17 protein-coding genes and 1 tRNA gene are annotated in these 19664 nt (G+C 31.7%); 8 read left to right on the forward strand and 10 right to left on the reverse strand.

What is annotated here, in order from left to right; translation table 11 throughout:
* The 6 genes from ACYEKI_RS05110 to uvrC all read right to left on the reverse strand — a co-directional run bounded on the left by ACYEKI_RS05110 (position 1) and on the right by uvrC (position 8970).
* On the reverse strand, positions 1-969 hold the full coding sequence (locus tag ACYEKI_RS05110) for a tryptophan 2,3-dioxygenase family protein (RefSeq protein ID WP_459210095.1): 969 nt from the start codon (positions 967-969) through the stop codon (positions 1-3).
* Positions 969-1748 carry a DUF3108 domain-containing protein gene (locus ACYEKI_RS05115; RefSeq protein ID WP_459210096.1) on the reverse strand — a complete coding sequence of 260 codons (780 nt, stop codon included), beginning with the start codon at positions 1746-1748 and terminating at the stop codon, positions 969-971. Before ACYEKI_RS05115 ends, ACYEKI_RS05110 begins: the two co-directional genes overlap by 1 nt.
* 499 nt (positions 1749-2247) lie before the next feature.
* Positions 2248-3387 carry a 4-hydroxyphenylpyruvate dioxygenase gene (gene hppD / locus ACYEKI_RS05120; protein ID WP_459210097.1) on the reverse strand — a complete coding sequence of 380 codons (1140 nt, stop codon included), beginning with the start codon at positions 3385-3387 and terminating at the stop codon, positions 2248-2250.
* 167 nt (positions 3388-3554) lie between these two features.
* A complete protein-coding gene (locus tag ACYEKI_RS05125; protein ID WP_459210098.1) occupies positions 3555-4712 on the reverse strand; it encodes a homogentisate 1,2-dioxygenase in 1158 nt (385 codons plus the stop codon).
* 190 nt (positions 4713-4902) lie between these two features.
* Entirely contained in the window at positions 4903-7110 is a 2208-nt protein-coding gene (locus ACYEKI_RS05130) for a patatin-like phospholipase family protein (protein ID WP_459210099.1), read from the reverse strand.
* Positions 7111-7167: 57 nt separating this feature from the next.
* Positions 7168-8970, reverse strand: coding sequence for an excinuclease ABC subunit UvrC (gene uvrC / locus ACYEKI_RS05135; protein WP_459210100.1), 1803 nt, complete (start codon positions 8968-8970; stop codon positions 7168-7170).
* Between the two features lie 225 nt (positions 8971-9195).
* Between uvrC and rimK the strand changes: the two genes are divergently transcribed.
* The 4 genes from rimK (at position 9196) to ACYEKI_RS05155 (ending at position 11963) form a co-directional block, all read left to right on the forward strand.
* A complete protein-coding gene (gene rimK, locus ACYEKI_RS05140; protein ID WP_459210101.1) occupies positions 9196-10074 on the forward strand; it encodes a 30S ribosomal protein S6--L-glutamate ligase in 879 nt (292 codons plus the stop codon).
* A 9-nt stretch (positions 10075-10083) separates the two neighbouring features.
* Entirely contained in the window at positions 10084-11058 is a 975-nt protein-coding gene (locus ACYEKI_RS05145) for a succinylglutamate desuccinylase/aspartoacylase family protein (protein WP_459210102.1), read from the forward strand.
* Positions 11058-11621, forward strand: a complete 564-nt coding sequence (locus ACYEKI_RS05150; protein ID WP_459210103.1) for a 5-formyltetrahydrofolate cyclo-ligase — start codon at positions 11058-11060, stop codon at positions 11619-11621. The genes ACYEKI_RS05145 and ACYEKI_RS05150 overlap by 1 nt, the downstream gene beginning before the upstream one ends.
* A gap of 162 nt (positions 11622-11783) precedes the next feature.
* The gene (locus tag ACYEKI_RS05155) at positions 11784-11963 is read left to right on the forward strand and encodes a hypothetical protein (RefSeq protein WP_459210104.1); all 180 of its coding nucleotides are present in this window, start codon (positions 11784-11786) and stop codon (positions 11961-11963) included.
* Between the two features lie 179 nt (positions 11964-12142).
* On the opposite strand, the gene lepA is transcribed toward ACYEKI_RS05155, so the two are convergent.
* Positions 12143-13939: a translation elongation factor 4 gene (gene lepA / locus ACYEKI_RS05160; RefSeq protein ID WP_459210105.1), complete on the reverse strand. Its 1797-nt coding sequence runs from the start codon at positions 13937-13939 to the stop codon at positions 12143-12145.
* Positions 13940-14164: 225 nt separating this feature from the next.
* Between lepA and dusB the strand changes: the two genes are divergently transcribed.
* Positions 14165-15160 (forward strand): tRNA dihydrouridine synthase DusB, encoded by a 996-nt coding sequence (gene dusB, locus ACYEKI_RS05165; RefSeq protein WP_459210106.1) that lies wholly within the window; start codon positions 14165-14167, stop codon positions 15158-15160.
* Positions 15161-15202: 42 nt separating this feature from the next.
* Here the strand turns inward: dusB and ACYEKI_RS05170 are convergent, their stop codons facing one another.
* Positions 15203-16402, reverse strand: a complete 1200-nt coding sequence (locus ACYEKI_RS05170; protein ID WP_459210107.1) for an ABC transporter permease — start codon at positions 16400-16402, stop codon at positions 15203-15205.
* 6 nt (positions 16403-16408) lie between these two features.
* The gene (gene rbfA, locus ACYEKI_RS05175) at positions 16409-16801 is read right to left on the reverse strand and encodes a 30S ribosome-binding factor RbfA (RefSeq protein ID WP_459210108.1); all 393 of its coding nucleotides are present in this window, start codon (positions 16799-16801) and stop codon (positions 16409-16411) included.
* 68 nt (positions 16802-16869) lie between these two features.
* Here rbfA and mce point away from each other — a divergent pair, with 68 nt between their 5' ends.
* Together mce and ACYEKI_RS05185 are read left to right on the forward strand one after the other, a co-directional pair.
* The gene (mce, locus tag ACYEKI_RS05180) at positions 16870-17280 is read left to right on the forward strand and encodes a methylmalonyl-CoA epimerase (protein WP_459210109.1); all 411 of its coding nucleotides are present in this window, start codon (positions 16870-16872) and stop codon (positions 17278-17280) included.
* Positions 17281-17338: 58 nt separating this feature from the next.
* Positions 17339-17412 (forward strand) — tRNA-Ile (locus ACYEKI_RS05185).
* Between the two features lie 474 nt (positions 17413-17886).
* Here ACYEKI_RS05185 and ACYEKI_RS05190 read toward each other — a convergent pair.
* A complete protein-coding gene (locus tag ACYEKI_RS05190; RefSeq protein WP_459210110.1) occupies positions 17887-18474 on the reverse strand; it encodes a riboflavin synthase in 588 nt (195 codons plus the stop codon).
* A gap of 97 nt (positions 18475-18571) precedes the next feature.
* Here ACYEKI_RS05190 and pdxA point away from each other — a divergent pair, with 97 nt between their 5' ends.
* Positions 18572-19642 carry a 4-hydroxythreonine-4-phosphate dehydrogenase PdxA gene (gene pdxA / locus ACYEKI_RS05195; RefSeq protein ID WP_459210111.1) on the forward strand — a complete coding sequence of 357 codons (1071 nt, stop codon included), beginning with the start codon at positions 18572-18574 and terminating at the stop codon, positions 19640-19642.
* Positions 19643-19664: the final 22 nt, after the last annotated feature.

Raw genomic sequence — 19664 nt, forward strand, 5'->3', positions numbered from 1 at the left:
TTATTTTTTTGCGGTATTAAATTGATGCGTCACCCATTGTTTTCCCCATTCTTCTTTTTCTGCCTCACTCCATAAATTAGGGAAGAACATTATTTTTTGAAAACTTGGAGGAAGGAACTTTTTCCAATTTGTTCCTCCTGTCGCAGATACCTCTCCCTTATCTTTATTAAGGTATCTAAACGCTGCACCCATATGCATTAATAACCAGTTAATATTTACATTAGCGTCAAAAGTACGTAAAGCTTCAATAAGTTGAGCGTTATTTTTCTCTTTTTCTGGTAAATCCAGGTATTTATGATAAATTGTGCTGTTTTTTACTTGCTCTGCTATACGCATCATTCTAGGCGTATAACGGTATTCAAATTGTTTTAGTGTAAGTGTTTTTTCTCCTGTTTTAATATCTGTAGCTCCAGATTTCCAATATAAGTGATCGTATAAAACTTCTAAAGATTCTTCTTTTTCAAAAGATGCTCTTTCTTTTTCGTTAACTAGATGTTGTAACGGTGTCGCATAAATTTCTATCATACGGTATTGAACAGATTGAAATCCACTTGCTGGCAATAACGACATTCTATACTGTAGAAATTGCTCTCTATCCATTCCTTTAATCATCACATCAAACGAATCTATCAATACTCGAAAATATCGATTTACACGATTTATTTTCTCTATAAAAAATGTTGCTGTTTGTAACTTATCGTCTATGATTTGTTTCAATTCATGAATGATAAGTTTAAAATACAATTCTGTTATTTGATGATATGTAATAAAAATCTCTTCATCAGGAAAATGAGTTCTTGGTATTTGCAGACTTAATAATGTATCTAGGTGAATATAATCCCAATAAGTCAAATATCTATCATATAGTAACCCATCTAAATATGAGCCTAAATCTTGACCCGAATTCTTAAATTTCTTTTCTAATTGTTTTATTCGTTCTGCTATTTCTGGTTGGATTGTATCACTCATTAATCTACTATTATTTTAAATGGATGTTTTAGCCCTTTAAATGCATCTAAGTCTGCATCGATAGACCCCACTAATATATCTGCTTTTATCTTTACTGGCATACGGTTATCATCATCACTAACCCAAACAGTCAAGCTTTCTTCTTCTTTAAAAACACGATCAGCCTGTACATATGGTCTAAATTTCAAGCAAGCAATTTTTCCCATTTTTGTTTTAATTACTTCTCTACCTAAGAATTTTAGCTTGAATTTATAATTCTCGCTATCAAAAAACATATTAATGATTTTTTCGTCACCTGTTTTAAGGTTACTCACATCAATATTATTACGCAAATAATAAAATGCCGACATCATATCCTGTACCTTCTCTTGTGTCGAAAAAGACTTTTTAGTATTGTGTTTTTTGTTAAACACAAAAGCTTCCTTCTTTTGATGATCAAAATTAATCTCAATATCTTTTGTATATCCTCCTTCATTGATTTTTCGTATAAAACGATACGGCTTAACCACTTCTTTATCTATATACGTTTCATAATAATCTTCTACTTTAAAAAATAGACTTAAAAAACCAGATGATTTCCCTATACCTACTACATGATATACAGGAGTATTATTGAGTACTTCTTCTTTTACTTCTAAAGTGGCATAACTCGCTGTAAATACCCCATAATGTATTCTAAACTTAAACCATTCTCCATTATCAAAAGATTTGTGTAAATCTTGTGCGCTTAGTAAATTACTAAGTAATAGAATGGTTATTACTATAATGTTCTTTTTCATTTGCTCATTTTTATTTTTTTAATCACCAAAGGAATTTACTTTGAAATATTATCACTAATTACAGTTGTATATCACCAATCCTTTTATAAGCAATTATGCATTGTTTATTGATTACCTGAATAGCCTCTATCGTAGAAATACAATATCTATTCCAAAAGTAATCATTAATGTATAGAGATAAAAATACTACGGTTTATGATATCTTCATTTATATGTAAATGTATCCATAAAAAAAGAGAGCCACCACAGCTCTCTTTTACTTTTATTAACCAACTAAAAACTTAAATTATGAGAATAATTATCGTTTTTCGCAAATGGTAACCACTCCATTAACGCTTTGCAAAAGTCGTTTTTTTTTGCAGATTTATCAACCGAAAACGTTTTTTTATTATGAAATTTAACAAAAAATTAAGCCTTAACTATCAATATGACAATTACTTCAATAAAAATGAGGTTTTACATTGATTTTGTTAATGTTTTTCAGTTTTTAGTTGTTTTTCTATAATGTACCGCGTTCTGCTTGTTCTCTTTCTATAGCTTCAAACAAAGCTTTAAAGTTTCCTTTTCCAAACGATTGCGCTCCTTTACGCTGAATAATTTCAAAAAACATAGTAGGTCTATCTAATACCGGTTTAGTAAAAATCTGTAATAAATACCCTTCATCATCTCTATCTATCAAAATCCCTAACTCTTTTAACGGCTCAAGATCTTCATCAATCTCACCTACTCTATCTAATACTGTTTCGTAATATGTAGCAGGTACTGTAAGAAATTCTACTCCACGATTTCTTAAATTTGTAACTGTTTCTATGATGTTATCTGTTGCCAAAGCCAAATGCTGTACTCCTGCTCCATTATAAAAATCAATATACTCTTCTATTTGTGATTTTTTTCTCCCTTCAGCAGGTTCGTTAATCGGAAACTTAATTCTACCATTTCCGTTACTCATCACCTTACTCATCAAGGCTGTATATTCTGTAGAGATATCTTTATCATCAAAGGATACTAATTGTGCAAACCCCATAACTTTTGCATAAAATTCGCACCAAGTATTCATTTCATTCCAACCTACATTACCTACCATGTGATCAATATATTTTAATCCATTTGATGCGGTTGTATATGGCTTATCCCACGCTTTATATCCTGGTAAAAAGGCTCCTTTATAATTTTTTCGTTCAACAAAAATATGTACTGTTTCTCCATAAGTATGAATTCCTGATCGCACAACACTACCATACTCATCTTCTTCTACTGTAGGTTCCATATATGGTTTTGCTCCACGTTTTACAGTTTCTTCAAAACTTTTTGTAGCATCATCAACCCATAAAGCTACCACTTTAACTCCATCACCATGTGCGTTAATATGTGCATTTACTGGCCCATCCGGTTCTAATGGAGATGTTAATACTAATCGTATTTTATCTTGTTCTAAAACATAAGAAACTTGATCTTTTCTTCCTGTTTCTAATCCAGAATATGCTATAGGTTGAAATCCCCATGCTGTTTGATAATAATATGCAGATTGTTTTGCATTACCTACATATAATTCTACATAATCTGTTCCTAATAAAGGTAAAAAGTCCTCTGCTTGAGGTACTACCTTTTCTAATTTATCTAAATCTATATTCGTTGCCATTTTATTGTTGTTTTGTTTTGCCTAAAATTAAATTACTACTATGATTATACATCTATCACTTATAGCTTTTTTATTTACTATAAGTCCATAATTGTTCACACTTACCACATAGCTCTACAATGAACTGCGATATGTATATTGAAGCTTTTCATATATAATTTAGGTTTTTATTCTAACCAAGATTTGTAGTATTCTTCATCAGCAATTTGCATAGCATCTTCTGTAACCATTAATGGTTTAAATGTATCTACCATCACTGCTAGCTCTTCTGTTTCTGTCTTTCCTATACTGCGCTCTGCAGCTCCTGGATGTGGCCCATGCGGAATTCCAGCTGGATGAAGTGATATATGTCCTGGAGCAATATCATTACGACTCATAAAATCTCCATCTACATAATACAATACCTCATCACTATCAATATTACTATGATTATATGGTGCAGGTATGCTTTCTGGATGATAATCATATAAACGAGGTACAAATGAGCAAATCACAAAAGCATCTGTTTCAAAAGTTTGATGTACTGGAGGTGGTTGATGTATACGTCCTGTTATAGGTTCAAAATCATGTATTGAAAATGCATATGGAAAACTATATCCATCATATCCTACTACATCAAATGGATGTGTAGCATATACCATATCAAAGATTTCTTCTTGCTTTTTTATTTTTATTAAAAAATCCCCTTTTTCATCATAGGTTTCTAATTCATATGGAGGTCTTAAGTCTCGCTCGCAAAAAGGTGAATGTTCTAGTAATTGTCCAAACCAGTTACGGTATCTTTTTGGTGTATATATAGGTCTTCTAGACTCTACAATAAACAATCTATTATCACTAGAATCAAAGTCCATCTTATAAATAGTTCCCCTAGGTATTAATAGATAATCTCCGTACTTAAAGTCAATATTTCCTAGATGACTTCTAAACTTTCCGCTTCCTTTATGAACAAATATTAGTTCGTCTGCATCTGTATTTTTATAGAAATAATCTTGTGTCTTTGCTTGTGGTGCTGCTAGAATAATATTTACATCACTATTGGTCAACACTATTTTTCTACTCTCCAAATAATCTTGAGTAGGTGCTACCTGAAAACCCTTTAAGCGATATGACTTCATATTATTCTTAATCGCTATTTTGGGTGCTACATCATAACTTCCGCGTATATCTTTTACTTGTGTAGGTCGATGTTGATGATATGAGTTTGTTGACATTCCATCAAACCCTATCGTTCCAAACAATTGCTCATAGTAAAGATTCCCGTCTGGTTTTCTAAATATTGTATGTCGTTTAGGAGGTATGCTTCCTAATTTGTGATAAAAAGGCATGATCTTAAATAATTATGGTATTAAACTAGTATTCTAAAATATGTGCATAAGTAGTGCACTGCCTCATTCTGGATTGCGTTTCATGAGGTAGTGTAATAACAATAATAAATCTTGCCAAAAAAGACTCATAGTATTACAAATATCGTAATTATTTATCTTTATTTTTTCCAATAATACAAAAAAGATGAAGTTAAAACCAAAAGCCTATGCTAAAATACCAATTACTCTCACTAAGTTCTGGTGAATATGAATACTTTACTTGTACTGGTCCTGCAAATGTATCTACTCCGTACCCTATGGCATATCCAGTATATTCTGGTTTTTTAAACCAATCTCCTTCACTAAAAATCTGTTCTCCTACGTTTGCAAAATTTGCAGAAATATTAAGGTGATTATTTTTAAACAACTCATAATCAATCGTAAGTTCACTTTTAATAAAACTATTACCTGAAACATCTAAAAAGCTATATCCATAAAAAGGAACAAAACTATTAATAGTTTTCGCTCCATATCCACCAAATAAAAAATCTAATGCAGCTAAATTTGTATTTCCTATTCTCGATCCCACAGCTAACGATGGATTTATAGAAAACCCCGGAAACAAGGTAGCTGCATACCCTAATTCTGCTTTAAGCACAGAAAATTCATTAAAGGTATTTGTATAATCTGAAGACAGTAAAAATGTATGCAAATCTGCATCAAAAAGGAAACCTCGTTTAGGAAAATATTTATGGTCATAGGTATCTAATTTCACATAACCATATACGCTCCAGTAATCACTATCATCAAACACCGTTCTGGGTTGTTCATCTTGATCCGTACCAAAAGTTTCTGTAATAATTTTCAACCGTTTATGCTCCCCTCCTAATCCTACAGAGAATGTCTGATTAAGTAATGTTTGTACATATAATTGTGTTGTAAAATCTGTATACCCTATATCTATTTTATTTATATCATCTGGATTAGGTAGGTTTAAGCCTTGATTAATAAAGTCAAATGAAATGTCTTTTTCTAAACGTACATATCTATGCTTTAACCCTATACTCCAATAATATCCTTTATCTATATAATAATCAAAATTATATCGAGAATGGTCTCCTAATATTGCATCAAACGACAATACGTCATTATTAAATAACAAACTCTTTCTCGTATAGTTAATCAAGGCTGCTGTTTTAAATAAATCATCATAATGAATTGCTAATCTCAATAATGATTTATTTTTACTCTCTTTAGGACTAACAATTAATTTCTTTCCATTAGGCTCATCTACCAATAAATAATCTACTCTATCAAAGTTACCTGTAGCTGATAAATTATTAATACCTTCATTAAGCTTAGTATAAGTAGTTTCTTGTGGCGTTTTTATTTTTAATTTCCCTTTAATATATGATCTAGGATATTTCTGATTTCCTTCTATCTTAACAGCAGAGATCCTTAATTCTTCTTCTTTAGGCAGTGCTGTTTTTTTGCGTTTTAATGGTTGTTGCCTATGTTTAATTTCTCTTAAAACCTCATAATGTTCAAATGCAGCTTTTTCCCCACTAGTAATAATTTGATCTGCTTTATCAAAAGACATTACTGAGAATTCTTTGATATCTGGTTTTATATATACATCTGTGGCAGGGATTTTATTCTTCATCCCTTCTATCATTCTGAAATTACTAATTTGTAATAATACCGTTGTTAACGAATTAATTTGCTTTCTTGTCATTAATGAATCCTGTACATCTACTCCTATTACAATTTCGGCTCCTTTTTGTTTTATTTCTTCAATAGGATAATTATTAGAAACTCCTCCATCTGTAACCAGTACTCCATCAAGTTCAAATGGACTAAAAACAGAAGGAAGTGCTCCACTTGCAGCTACTGCTTGTGGTAAATACCCTTTGTCCAGTAAGATTTGTTTTCCTGTTTCTATATTGGTTGCCATGCAAAAAAACGGAATAGGTAATTCGTTAAAATCTCTTATTTTGTTTACATGGGTAGTTAATCTCGAAAAATAATTATAAAAATTTTGTCCTTTAGAAAGTCCTATAGGTAGTCCTACTTTAAATCCATCAAATGGCAATGTTATTGCATATTTTTCAGAGTTTTCTCTTTCATAAAAGGTTTTTGCATTTCTAGGTAAATCATCTTGTATTAATACATCAAAATCTACCGCTTTAAAAATAGAGTCTAATTGTTTTGCAGAATACCCCGATGCATATAATCCCCCTACAATAGCCCCCATACTTGTACCACCTATATAATCAATTCGCACTCCTGCTTCTTCAATAATTTTAAGCACTCCTATATGAGCTAATCCTTTTGCTCCACCTCCACTAAGTACTAATCCTACTTTAACATCTTCTGTTTTTTCTTGAGCTTTAACCTTTTCTATAAAGCTATTATTCATCAATATTAGGATGAAAATATATTTTAAAAAACGGAGTGAAACAGACATATTTTATTTTTAAGATGATTTTCTATTAAGATAATAATTATATATTTTGGTTGCACGAGCATTACCTACAACGGTTACAAGCTCTTCTTTTCTAGCTTCTTTAATTCGTTTTACAGATTTAAAATGCTGTAATAGCTCTACAATTGTTTTCTCACCTATTCCTGGTATTTCTTCTAATTCTGTATTTAATGCAGCTTTACTTCGTTTTTGTCTATGAAATGTAATTCCAAATCGGTGTGCTTCATTACGTAAATGCTGAATTACCTTTAATGTTTCAGATTTTTTATCTAGATATAACGGAATGGAATCTCCTGGATAATAGATTTCTTCTAATCGCTTAGCGATCCCTATAATTGTAATCTTACCTCTTAAATCTAAATCTTCTAAGGCTTTAAGTCCAGACGATAATTGCCCTTTACCCCCATCCACAATAATCAATTGAGGTAATGGTTGTTTTTCGTCTAATAACCGTTTATACCTACGATATACGACTTCTTCCATAGAAGCAAAATCATTAGGTCCTTCTACCGTTTTAATATTAAACTTGCGGTAATCTCTTTTGCTTGGTTTTCCGTTCTTAAATACTACACAGGCTGCAACTGGATTAGTACCTTGTATATTTGAATTATCAAAACACTCTATATGAACCGGTAATACAGGTAACCTTAAATCTTTTTGCATTTGATTCATCAAACGTTTTACATGTCGTTCTGGATCAATAATCTTTATTTGCTTAAAACGTTCTTGTCTATAATACTTTGCATTACGCAATGACATATCTACAATTGCTTTTTTATCTCCTATTTGAGGTACTGTTACTTTTATTTGATCTCCTACATTAACTTGAAACGGCACATATATTTCTCTTGATAACGAATGAAAACGCTGTCTTATTTCTATAATTGCTAATTCTAATAGCTCTCGATCACTTTCTTCTAATTTTTTCTTAATCTCTATCGTATGTGATCTTATGATAGCTCCATGTGATATTTGTAAAAAATTAATATATCCATAGGTATCATCACTTATAATTGAGAATACATCTACATTAGTTATTTTAGGGTTTACTACAGTAGATTTTGCTTGATAGTTCTCTAATGCATCTATTTTTTCTTTAATACGCTGAGCATCTTCAAACTCCATACGCGTAGCATGATCCATCATCTGTTTCTTAAATCCTTCTAGAGAAGTTTTAAAATTCCCTTTAACAATTTGACGTATCGCTTCAATTTGCTCCATGTATTCTTTTTCACTTTGATAATCTTCACATGGTCCTTTACAGTTACCTATATGATATTCTAGGCAAACTTTATACTTACCGTGATCAATTTTTTGTTTGGATAAATCAAAATTACACGTACGTATAGGGTATAATCCTCTAATTAATTCTAGGAGTGTACTTACTGTTTTTGTATTCGTAAATGGTCCAAAATATTCTGATCCATCTTTAATCAAACGTCTTGTAGAAAATATGCGCGGGAATCGCTCTTTTTTTATGCATATCCATGGGTATGTTTTATCATCTTTTAATAAAATATTATATCGTGGCTGATATTTCTTTATTAAATTATTTTCTAACAATAATGCATCAGTTTCTGTAGGTACTATAATATGTTGTATATCTACAATCTTTTTTACTAAAACAGCTGTCTTTGCATTTTCATGCTTTTTCGTAAAATATGATGTAACTCGTTTTTTTAAATTTTTAGCTTTTCCTACATAGAGTATTTTTCCATCCTTATCATAATATTGATATACTCCTGGGCTAGTAGGTAATGTTTTTAATTGTATTTCAATAGCAGTTTTTTCCATAAGCTAGTGTAAATTTAAGGCATTATCTCTTTTTACTCTACTTTTTGAATCATTAAAACTGCTTCCTTTATTATTAATTTTATTTACATCTCTTTTTATTATTCTAAATTCATAAAAATCAACTTATTTCTTAGTCAATATGTTTTTTTAGTACCTTAGTATCGTGCTATTTTGCAAAATCAACATAAAATGAAAAACTATATACGTTCGTAACGCTACCTCAAGATGAATATTAAAATTTTGTCACGCAGTTCTAGCTTATATTCAACAGAGGTTTTGATACAAGCTGCCATCAAACGTAAACACAATGTACAAGTTATAGATCCTATGCATTGTGACATACATCTAGAAAGAAGCAAACCACAAATTTATTACAAAGGCAAACGATTAAATCACGTAGATGCTATCATACCACGTGTTGGTGCTTCTAGTACTGCATATGGCAGCAGTGTTATTCGTCAGTTTGAAATGATGAATATTTTCACCACCGTATCGTCTTCTGGTCTCTTGCTTTCTAGAAACAAAATTAGTAGTCTACAATTATTATCTCGTGCAGGTATTAATATGCCAAAAACAGTTTTTGGTCACCATACAAGAGACGCTTCAGAACTTATTACTCAAGCTGGTGGTTTACCTGTTGTTATTAAATTATTAGAAAGTACACAAGGCTTAGGTGTGATTTTAGCCGAGACCTCTAATACTGCTATTTCTGTAATTGAAGCTTTTAGAAGTTTACAAAAAGATGTTTTAATTCAGCAATATATTCCTGAATCAAAAGGAGAAGATATACGTGTGTTAGTTATAGATGGAGAGGTTGTAGCTGCTATGAAACGTAAAAGCAAAAATGGAGAATTTAGGTCCAATCTTCACCGCGGGGGTTCTGCTACATCTATAAATTTAAGTCGTGAAGAAGAAGCTATTGCTATCAAAGCTGCTCAGGTCATGAATTTAGGAGTCGCTGGAGTTGATATCTTACAAAGTCGTCAAGGTCCTTTACTTTTAGAAATTAACTCGTCTCCGGGATTAGAAGGTATACAAAATGCTACTGGAAAAGATATTGCCAAAGCTATTATTCGTTATATTGAGCGCAGTGTTACGTATTGATCAACTTTTATGAATAAAGAAAAAACCACTGATATATTACACATTTTAGGAGAGACTATTGCTCCTGGAAAAAGTAAAACTATTAATTTCAATATTGCCAAATTATATACTTCTACCAAAGTAGAAATTCCTGTCATTGTTGAGCGTTCTAAAAATGCTGGACCTACTGTACTCATTACAGGAGGTATACATGGTGATGAATTAAACGGTGTTGAAGTGGTGCGACAAATCATTGCAAAAAAAATAAACAAACCAGCAAGAGGTACTATTATTTGTATTCCGTTATTAAATGTCTTTGGTTTTCTATCCATGGATCGTTACTTTCCTGATGGTAAGGATTTAAATCGCGTATTTCCAGGAACAAAAAATGGTTCTTTAGCCAGTCGTTTTGCTTATCAATTTGTCAATGAAATTTTACCTCATGTAGATTTTTGTTTAGATTTTCATACAGGAGGTGCTAGTCGATTTAATGCTCCTCATATACGTGTAGCACCCGACAATACTTCGCTCATTGAGTATGCAAAAATCTTTAATGCACCTTTTACTTTATTCTCTAAGAATATTAAGAAATCTTATCGTAGTATTTGTGCTCAAAAAGATATTGATATCCTTCTTTTTGAAGGAGGTAAATCTCAAGATAATAATCGAGATATTGCCAAAGAAGGAGTTGAAGGTACTATGCGTATCTTAGCCCATCTAGAAATGTTATTACCTCATTTTGAAATCCCAATACAAAAACAAGACACTGTTTTTATTGAAAAGAGCATGTGGATTCGCGCTAAATACAGTGGGTTATTACATATTAAAGTACCTTATGGTAAAAAAGTAGAAAAAGGCGAAGAGCTAGCTACTATTACTGATCCTTATGGTAAAATGAGACATATCGTTAAGGCTCCTAATCAAGGATATATTATCAATGTTAATGAAGCACCTATTGTATATAAAGGTGATGCTATTTTTCATATTTCACAAAAACTACCTTAATGGACAAAACAGCTTTACGAAAAAAATATAAAACTTTACGCAATCAACTCACATCTGATCAAATAGATGATCTTAGTCTTGATTTGGCAAACCGCGCGTTATCTATACCCATATGGGATAAATCTTATTATCATATCTTTTTGCCTATATCAAAACAAAAAGAACTTGATACGCAATATTTGTTGCATATTTTACAAGGCAAAGACAAACATATCATCGTACCTAAAAGTGATTTTGAAACCGAAACACTTCAACATATATTATTAACAGACAACACGCCTATTCAGGTTAATAAATGGGGTATTCCAGAACCTGTATCTGGTATTCCTATTCCGGAAGCTTCTATCGAAGTTGTTTTTATTCCGTTATTAGCATTTGATACTCATGGTAATCGTGTAGGTTATGGTAAAGGATTTTATGATAAGTTTTTAGCTCTATGCAACTCCAATACACTTAAAATAGGGCTTTCTCTTTTTCAAGCAGAAGAAGAACTTATTGATGTTCTACCTACTGATATTCCTTTGAATTACTGTATTACACCAGAAAAGACATATATATTTTAACGCTATATAAACAGACTTTCATATAGTTGTAATATCTTAACTCTTATAATTAGATTATACTTCTATATTTTATAGTTAGCATTGTTTTAAAGTTTTTTACTTGCATAAAAAATATAATATCCTTATTTTTAATGCATTATTAATTTAAAACTTTCATTACAAATGTTACAAAATCTTTTATCATCAGAAGGAATTACTTCTTTAAACAAAAAGGAACAAAAGCAAATCAATGGTGGATTTAACAATCCTGCTTGTGCAAATGCAATTTCGTTAGACGGAACACTATGTCTTTGTAGAGACTGGAGGCCTCAAAATGGAGTTTGTGTTTACTATCCTAGATAGATCAATTCCTTTTTCTTATTAAAGCATATTTTTGTTATTCCTTACCATATATGGCAAAACTATCGCTTCAGTAATAAGAAATAAACCTTAATTTGATGATGTTTTTTATTTGAAAACATCTCAACAATAAAAAAATCCGAAACCATATGGTTTCGGATTTTATATATAGAATACTATGATTAATCGTTCAATTTAAGAACAGCCATAAATGCTTCTTGTGGAATCTCTACATTACCTACTTGACGCATACGCTTCTTACCCTTTTTTTGTTTTTCAAGTAATTTACGTTTACGAGAGATATCCCCTCCATAACATTTTGCAGTTACATCTTTACGTAATGCTTTAACTGTTTCACGAGCTATGATTTTTGCTCCAATTGCTGCCTGAATAGGAATATCAAACTGTTGACGTGGAATCAATTCTTTTAATTTCTCACACATTTTCTTCCCTATATCATATGCATTATCTTTATGTAATAAAGCTGATAATGCATCTACTGTATTACCATTTAATAATACATCAACTTTTACTAATTTAGACGAACGCATTCCTATAGGAGCATAGTCAAATGATGCATATCCTTTTGATACCGTTTTTAATCGATCATAAAAATCAAATACAATCTCGGCTAATGGCATATCAAAACTAAGCTCTACTCGCTCTGGTGTAAGATATGTTTGATTAGTAATTTCACCACGTTTTTCTATACATAATGACATTACTGGCCCTACAAAATCTGCTTTAGTAATAATAGATGCTTTAATATATGGTTCTTCTACTCGATTCATACTAGATGGATCTGGTAGATCTGATGGATTGTTAACAATAATGATTTGATCTGGTTCTTTATGTGTAAAAGCATGATATGATACGTTAGGTACCGTAGTAATCACCGTCATATTAAACTCACGCTCTAAACGCTCTTGAATGATCTCCATATGCAACATTCCCAAGAATCCACAACGGAAACCAAATCCTAATGCAGCAGAGCTTTCTGGCTGAAAGACTAACGACGCATCGTTAAGTTGTAATTTTTCCATTGAAGCACGTAACTCTTCATAATCTTCTGTATCTACTGGATAAATCCCTGCAAATACCATTGGTTTTACATCTTCAAATCCTTCAATTGCATTTTCTGTAGATACTTTTGCATCTGTAATTGTATCACCTACTTTTACTTCACGAGCATCTTTTATACCTGTAATCAAATACCCTACATCTCCTGTTTTGATTATTTTTTTAGGTACTTGATTTAATTTAAGCGTTCCGATCTCATCTGCATAATAACTGTTATCGGTTGCCATAAATTTAATTTGTTGTCCTTTTTTTATCTCTCCATTAAGTACTCTAAAATAAGTCTCAACCCCTCTAAAAGGATTATATACAGAATCAAAAATCAATGCTTGTAAGGGTGCTTCTGGATTTCCTTCTGGAGCTGGAATACGCTCTATAATAGCCTCTAATATCTCTTCGATACCAATTCCAGTTTTTGCACTGGCAGGAATTACTTCTTCTGCATCACATCCTAATAAATCAACAATATCATCTGTTACTTCTTCAGGATTAGCACTAGGTAAATCTACTTTATTTAATACTGGAATAATCTCTAAATCATTCTCTAACGCCAAATATAAGTTAGATATCGTTTGTGCTTGTATACTTTGTGCAGCATCTACTACTAATAAAGCTCCTTCACATGCTGCTATTGATCGAGATACCTCATAAGAGAAATCTACGTGTCCTGGAGTATCAATTAAGTTTAAGATATATTCTTCTCCTTTATAAGTATATTCCATCTGGATAGCGTGACTCTTAATGGTAATACCACGTTCACGTTCCAAATCCATACTATCTAATAATTGTGCCTGTGCCTCTCTAGCGGTTACAGACCCTGTATAATCTAATAGTCGATCTGCCAAGGTACTCTTACCATGGTCGATATGAGCTATTATACAAAAGTTTCTTATGTGCTTCATAAATCATATTCTATCGTTGCAAATATAATTGTTTTGATAGGGTTTCTTTATTTTTTCTAAAAGGAAAATGTATTCTTATGTTTTTTCTTATCAAAGAAACATAATTTTAAGTATCCATAACTAGCTTTTCTATTATTAATCTTACTTATTTTAAAATTAAGCCTTAAACTCAATTCTCTTTCCGAAATAATTAAAATCCTTACTTTTGCAGAAAAATAGAAGATTTTGGCAAAGATTGGTGATATAGACGTAGGTGAATTTCCTTTATTATTAGCTCCTATGGAGGATGTAAGTGATCCACCTTTTAGAGCACTTTGTAAAGAACAAGGTGCAGATGTTGTTTATACAGAGTTTATCTCTTCTGAAGGTTTAATTCGTGATGCTGCAAAGAGTGTCATGAAATTAGATATTTACGAGAAGGAACGCCCTGTAGGTATTCAGATTTTTGGAGCTAACCTAGATTCTATGCTCAAATCTGTCGAAATCGTAGAAGCTTCTGGACCTGATATTATTGATATCAACTTTGGTTGTCCTGTAAAAAAGGTAGTTAGCAAGGGGGCTGGAGCAGGTATTTTAAAAGATATAGATCTTATGGTTAAATTAACCAAAGCCATGGTTGAGCATACCAAATTACCTGTTACTGTAAAAACTCGATTAGGTTGGGATCATGATTCTATTCGTATTGTAGAAGTTGCAGAACGCTTACAAGATGTAGGTGCAAAAGCTATTTCTATTCACGGTAGAACACGTGCTCAAATGTATAAAGGTAATGCTGACTGGAAACCTATTGCCGAAGTTAAAAATAACCCTAGAATGCATATTCCTGTTTTTGGTAATGGAGATGTCGATTCGCCAGAGCGCGCTATGGAAATGCGGGATCAATATGGTCTTGATGGTGCTATGATAGGTCGTGCTAGCATAGGTTATCCATGGTTTTTTAGAGAAGTAAAACACTTCTTTGAAACAGGAACGCATATGGCTCCTCCTACTCTAGAAGAACGTGTAGAAGCTGCAAGACGTCATTTACAAATGTCTATCGATTGGAAAGGTGAAAAACTTGGTGTATTTGAAACTCGTAGACACTATACCAACTACTTTAAAGGTATTCCTCATTTTAAAGAATATCGCACCAAAATGGTAACAAGCGATCTTCCTGAAGATGTCTTCGCTGCTTTTGACGAAGTTTTAGAAAAATTTGCTGGATACGAATTTAAACTATAATATTTCTATGTAGTACTTAATGTTTCATTAGGTACTACATTCCTATTTGATCAATCGCTGATTAATTCTACTTGAAGCTAATAAAGAAGCTATTCCTCCTATAATGGTAATTGTAAAGAATACAATTACAAAATTCATTACTGTGATTTTTGTAGGATATGCTAATGTAGGTGTAATCATTAATAGTCCATAATGCTGCTGTAAAGCAATGATAATTCCACCTAAAAACAATCCTAATACAGTTCCTAATACGGTCATCAAAGAACCTTGTAATAAAAAGATTCTTCTTATTGCACTTAAAGTAGCGCCAATATTATATAAGGTTTTTATATTCTTTCTCTTATCAATTACCATCATGATAATCGCTCCTGCAACATTAAATAAAGCTATAATAGCGATAAGTGTCACTACCAGATAAGAAACCAAATTCTCTGTATTTAGCATTTTATATAAAGTAGCGTTTAATTGTATACGATTATTGATCACTACCTTATTATCAAATAGTTCTTGCAAAGCTTTCTTTATTTGATCTTCATCAGCACTAGCCTCTAGTTTTAATTCAATAGCACTAACTTTATCTTTAGGTAATCGCAACAAGCTTCTAGCAAGTGTTGTTGTAGAAAACACATATTTTTCGTCCAACTCATCATTCACACTATAAATCCCCACATTAACAGCTTTCTCTTGTATAAATGCTTTGGTAGGATCTGTAGGCTGTCCTTTTCCTGGTCTAGGCACATAAATTTTTAATAACTCTCTATAGTCATTAACTCCCAAACCTAAAGCTCTACTAATTCCATTACCAATCACCACTTCTGCATCATGATTTCTTAACCAAGTTCCTAAAACCATAATACTATCTGTAATCACAATATTTTGATATGTACTATCTACACCTTTTATATTGGCTACAAATGGTTTATCTCTAAATCTTAAAAATACACGTTCTTCAATTACTTCAGAAAAGTGTGCTATTCCTTCTATTTTTTGGAGTTGAGCTTTCTGTATATCAGAAAACAGTATTGTCTTTCCACTTTCTGGAAATACTTTTAAATCAGGATCAAAATAATTTGAAAACTGAATACTAAATTCTTTTAATCCCGCAAAGCCAGATAATACTATAAATAGTGCCATTGCTCCTATCACTACACCTGCTGCTGCAATGCTTGTTATAATATTAATAGCATTACTACTTCCAGAGGAAAAAAGGTATCGTTTGGCAATGTAATAGGAGAAGTTCAATATGATTTATTTCTTTTTACGGCGTTCTAATAGATCTGGATTTTCTAGTGGGTTGTCTATTCCTTTTACTGCGCGATCTATTTTTTCTATATACTCTAAAGAATCATCAATAAAATATGATAAATCAGGCATTCTTCGCAATTGATGTTTTGTACGTTGTGCAATTTGATGCTTGATTTGAGATTTAACAGCATTTACTTCTTCTAGTACTGCTTCTCCCTCTTTATGCGGAAAAACACTCATATATACTTTTGCCAAAGATAAATCTGTTGTTACACTCACTTTAGTTATCGAAACAAGGATTCCGTTTACTCCTGCCTCACGCAATGCATGTTGGATTACATCAGCTATATCTCGTTGTAAAACACCTGCAATTTTTTTCTGTCTATTTGTTTCCATAGGTGCAAAAATACGTATTTTGCACTATATCTATATACATTAATACGGATTATATAAAGTTATACTCAATGAAGCACATTAATAAAATAGAACATCTAGGAATAGCTGTAAAAGATATTGATCAAGCCAATACGATATATGAAAAATTACTTGGTGTTCCTCCCTATAAACAAGAGACCGTAGAAAGTGAAGCTGTAATTACATCATTTTTTCAAGTAGGTGAAAACAAAATTGAATTATTAGCAAGCACTTCGCCAGAAGGAACAATAGCTAAATTTATCGAAAAACGAGGAGAAGGTATCCATCATGTCGCTTTTGACGTCGATGATATAGAAAAAGAATTAGCTCGATTAAAAAATGAAGGTTTTACTATTTTAAACGAAAAACCAAAGTTAGGCGCTGATAATAAACGAGTTGCTTTTATACACCCTAAAGGAACTAATGGAGTACTTGTAGAGCTATGCGAAGAAATTAAATAATTTTTCAAAAAAAGTTTGGTGTGTACATTACATTTACATAAATTTGCAACCCGATTCAGGTCCCATAGCTCAGCTGGTTAGAGCACCTGACTCATAATCAGGGGGTCCTTGGTTCGAGCCCAAGTGGGACCACTTAAAAATTGAATCACAAGCCGCTTCAACTTGAAGCGGCTTTTTTATGCTTTAAAATTGAAGATAAATCTAGCCTGTAGAAGATCTTTTTCAGACTATCTAAGATTTCTATATCCATTATTCTTTTATCGGTTTATCAAAAGCATAGCTAAAATTTAATTAATCCTAAAGCATCCTATAAAATCATTAATACATCTTTCTTTAAAGATTCATTATTGATGTGAACTTTCTTGATTTCCCTAGATATAATGTCTAAATAAATCAAATCAATATTTAATCCTAAAAATTAAAAATAATTAATGGTGCTTTTAGCGTAAGCTTGAACAGCGAAGGCTCTACTTGTGTTAATTGCTATCAAAACGCTTGTAAATTTGATCCATGGGATGTTGATTCATATAAAAAAGATTGCAAAAATGTATATTAAAAAACAAAGCCCCTATATAAGGAGCTTTTAATTGTATGCTTTATTATCAATTATCCTAATTCTGTAATTCGTTTTACATATTTACCAATTACATCAAACTCTAGGTTTATCACCGTTCCTACTTCAAATGTATTAAAATTTGTATGCTCATAGGTATACGGAATAATAGCTACACTAAATTCATTTTTCTTAGAATTTACTACTGTTAAACTTACTCCATTCACTGTAATCGATCCTTTTTCTATAGTAACATTATGTAACGAAGGATCATACTCAAAGGTAAAATACCAACTTCCATCTGCCTCCTTAATTTCTTTGCATACTGCTGTTTGATCTACATGTCCTTGTACAATATGTCCATCTAAACGATCTCCTAACTTCATTCCTCGCTCTAGATTCACAATAGCTCCTTCTTTTAAATTGTTAAGATTTGTTTTATCCAGCGTTTCTTTTATCGCTGTTACTACATATTGATCACCATTAATAGATACTACAGTAAGACAAACTCCATTATGAGCTACACTTTGATCTATCTTTAATTCTGAAGTAAAACTAGATTGAACCATTATATCAAGATTTTCTTTATCCTTTTGAATTTTTATTACTTTCCCAAGATCTTCGATGATACCTGTAAACATAAATGCAAATTATTTGGTTAAATTTGTAGTTTTATATCTAATTGAAGCTACAAATATTGATTACTGAGCTTCAAAATTAATCATAACTAAGCTATATATGAAGAAAGAAGAGAAAATAAGAGTAGGTATTTCCATAGGAGATCTTAATGGTATTGGTAGTGAGGTTACCTTAAAAGCATTTGAAGATCCTCTTATGCTAGATTTCTGCACTCCTGTAATCTTTGCTTCAGTAAAAATACTTTCATTTCTAAAGAAACATTATAAAGTAAATATCAATTTACATGGTATTGATGATACTTCTCAGATATTAGATGGAAAAATCAATGTTTTTAACGTTTGGAAAGAGCCTGTAAACATCAACTTTGGAAAGGAAGATCCTAAAGTAGGACAATACACTTTAAAATCATTACAAGCAGCAACCGAAGCTTTAAAAAATGATCAAGTAGATGTTTTAGTAACTGCACCTATCAATAAACATAATATTCAATCAGATAATTTTAAATTCCCTGGGCATACTGATTATTTAAATCAAGAACTCGATGGTAATAGTTTGATGTTTATGGTTACTGATGAATTAAAAGTAGGATTATTAACCGATCATGTTGCTTTACGAGATATCACAAAAAAGATCACACCAAAATTGATCACTCAAAAAGTAAATACAATTCACCAATCATTGGTTCAGGATTTTAGAATTAACAAGCCTAAGATTGCTATTCTAGGTATTAATCCTCATAGTGGTGATCACGGTGTAATAGGAAAAGAAGATGAGGAAATACTTAAACCTACTATCGAAAAGATCAAAGAATCTGGCAAGTTAGTATTTGGTCCTTATGCTGCAGACAGCTTTTTTGGTTCCAACAACTACAAGGCTTTTGATGCTATCATAGCTTCATATCACGATCAAGGTTTAATTCCTTTTAAAACTTTATCATTTGGGAAAGGGGTTAATTTTACAGCTGGATTAAATAAAGTACGTACCTCACCAGATCACGGTACCGCTTTTGAGATTGCAGGTAAAAATCAAGCAGATGCTAGTTCTTTTAAAGAAGCGGTATTCACTGCTTTAAAAGTGTATAAAAACCGAAAAGAATATGCAGAACTCACAAAAAATCCTTTAAAAAAACACACTAAAAAAGCGCCAAAAAAGCAAGTTCAAAACCAATAATAATTGCTACATTGCACAAAAT

It is taken from the genome of Aquimarina rhabdastrellae, from assembly GCA_947387485.1.
In the GTDB taxonomy this organism is placed as follows: Bacteria; Bacteroidota; Bacteroidia; order Flavobacteriales; family Flavobacteriaceae; genus Aquimarina.

What these genes read in the sequence shown, in the direction of transcription:
- uvrC (WP_459210100.1), bottom strand. Translation starts at nt 8,970, where the DNA reads ATGGAAAAAACTGCTATTGAAATACAATTAAAAACATTACCTACTAGC.
- rimK (WP_459210101.1), top strand. Translation starts at nt 9,196, where the DNA reads ATGAATATTAAAATTTTGTCACGCAGTTCTAGCTTATATTCAACAGAG.
- hppD (WP_459210097.1), bottom strand. Translation starts at nt 3,387, where the DNA reads ATGGCAACGAATATAGATTTAGATAAATTAGAAAAGGTAGTACCTCAA.
- mce (WP_459210109.1), top strand. Translation starts at nt 16,870, where the DNA reads ATGAAGCACATTAATAAAATAGAACATCTAGGAATAGCTGTAAAAGAT.
- rbfA (WP_459210108.1), bottom strand. Translation starts at nt 16,801, where the DNA reads ATGGAAACAAATAGACAGAAAAAAATTGCAGGTGTTTTACAACGAGAT.
- lepA (WP_459210105.1), bottom strand. Translation starts at nt 13,939, where the DNA reads ATGAAGCACATAAGAAACTTTTGTATAATAGCTCATATCGACCATGGT.
- ACYEKI_RS05115 (WP_459210096.1), bottom strand. Translation starts at nt 1,748, where the DNA reads ATGAAAAAGAACATTATAGTAATAACCATTCTATTACTTAGTAATTTA.
- ACYEKI_RS05155 (WP_459210104.1), top strand. Translation starts at nt 11,784, where the DNA reads ATGTTACAAAATCTTTTATCATCAGAAGGAATTACTTCTTTAAACAAA.
- ACYEKI_RS05130 (WP_459210099.1), bottom strand. Translation starts at nt 7,110, where the DNA reads ATGAATAATAGCTTTATAGAAAAGGTTAAAGCTCAAGAAAAAACAGAA.
- ACYEKI_RS05110 (WP_459210095.1), bottom strand. Translation starts at nt 969, where the DNA reads ATGAGTGATACAATCCAACCAGAAATAGCAGAACGAATAAAACAATTA.
- ACYEKI_RS05190 (WP_459210110.1), bottom strand. Translation starts at nt 18,474, where the DNA reads ATGTTTACAGGTATCATCGAAGATCTTGGGAAAGTAATAAAAATTCAA.
- ACYEKI_RS05125 (WP_459210098.1), bottom strand. Translation starts at nt 4,712, where the DNA reads ATGCCTTTTTATCACAAATTAGGAAGCATACCTCCTAAACGACATACA.
- ACYEKI_RS05145 (WP_459210102.1), top strand. Translation starts at nt 10,084, where the DNA reads ATGAATAAAGAAAAAACCACTGATATATTACACATTTTAGGAGAGACT.
- ACYEKI_RS05150 (WP_459210103.1), top strand. Translation starts at nt 11,058, where the DNA reads ATGGACAAAACAGCTTTACGAAAAAAATATAAAACTTTACGCAATCAA.
- pdxA (WP_459210111.1), top strand. Translation starts at nt 18,572, where the DNA reads ATGAAGAAAGAAGAGAAAATAAGAGTAGGTATTTCCATAGGAGATCTT.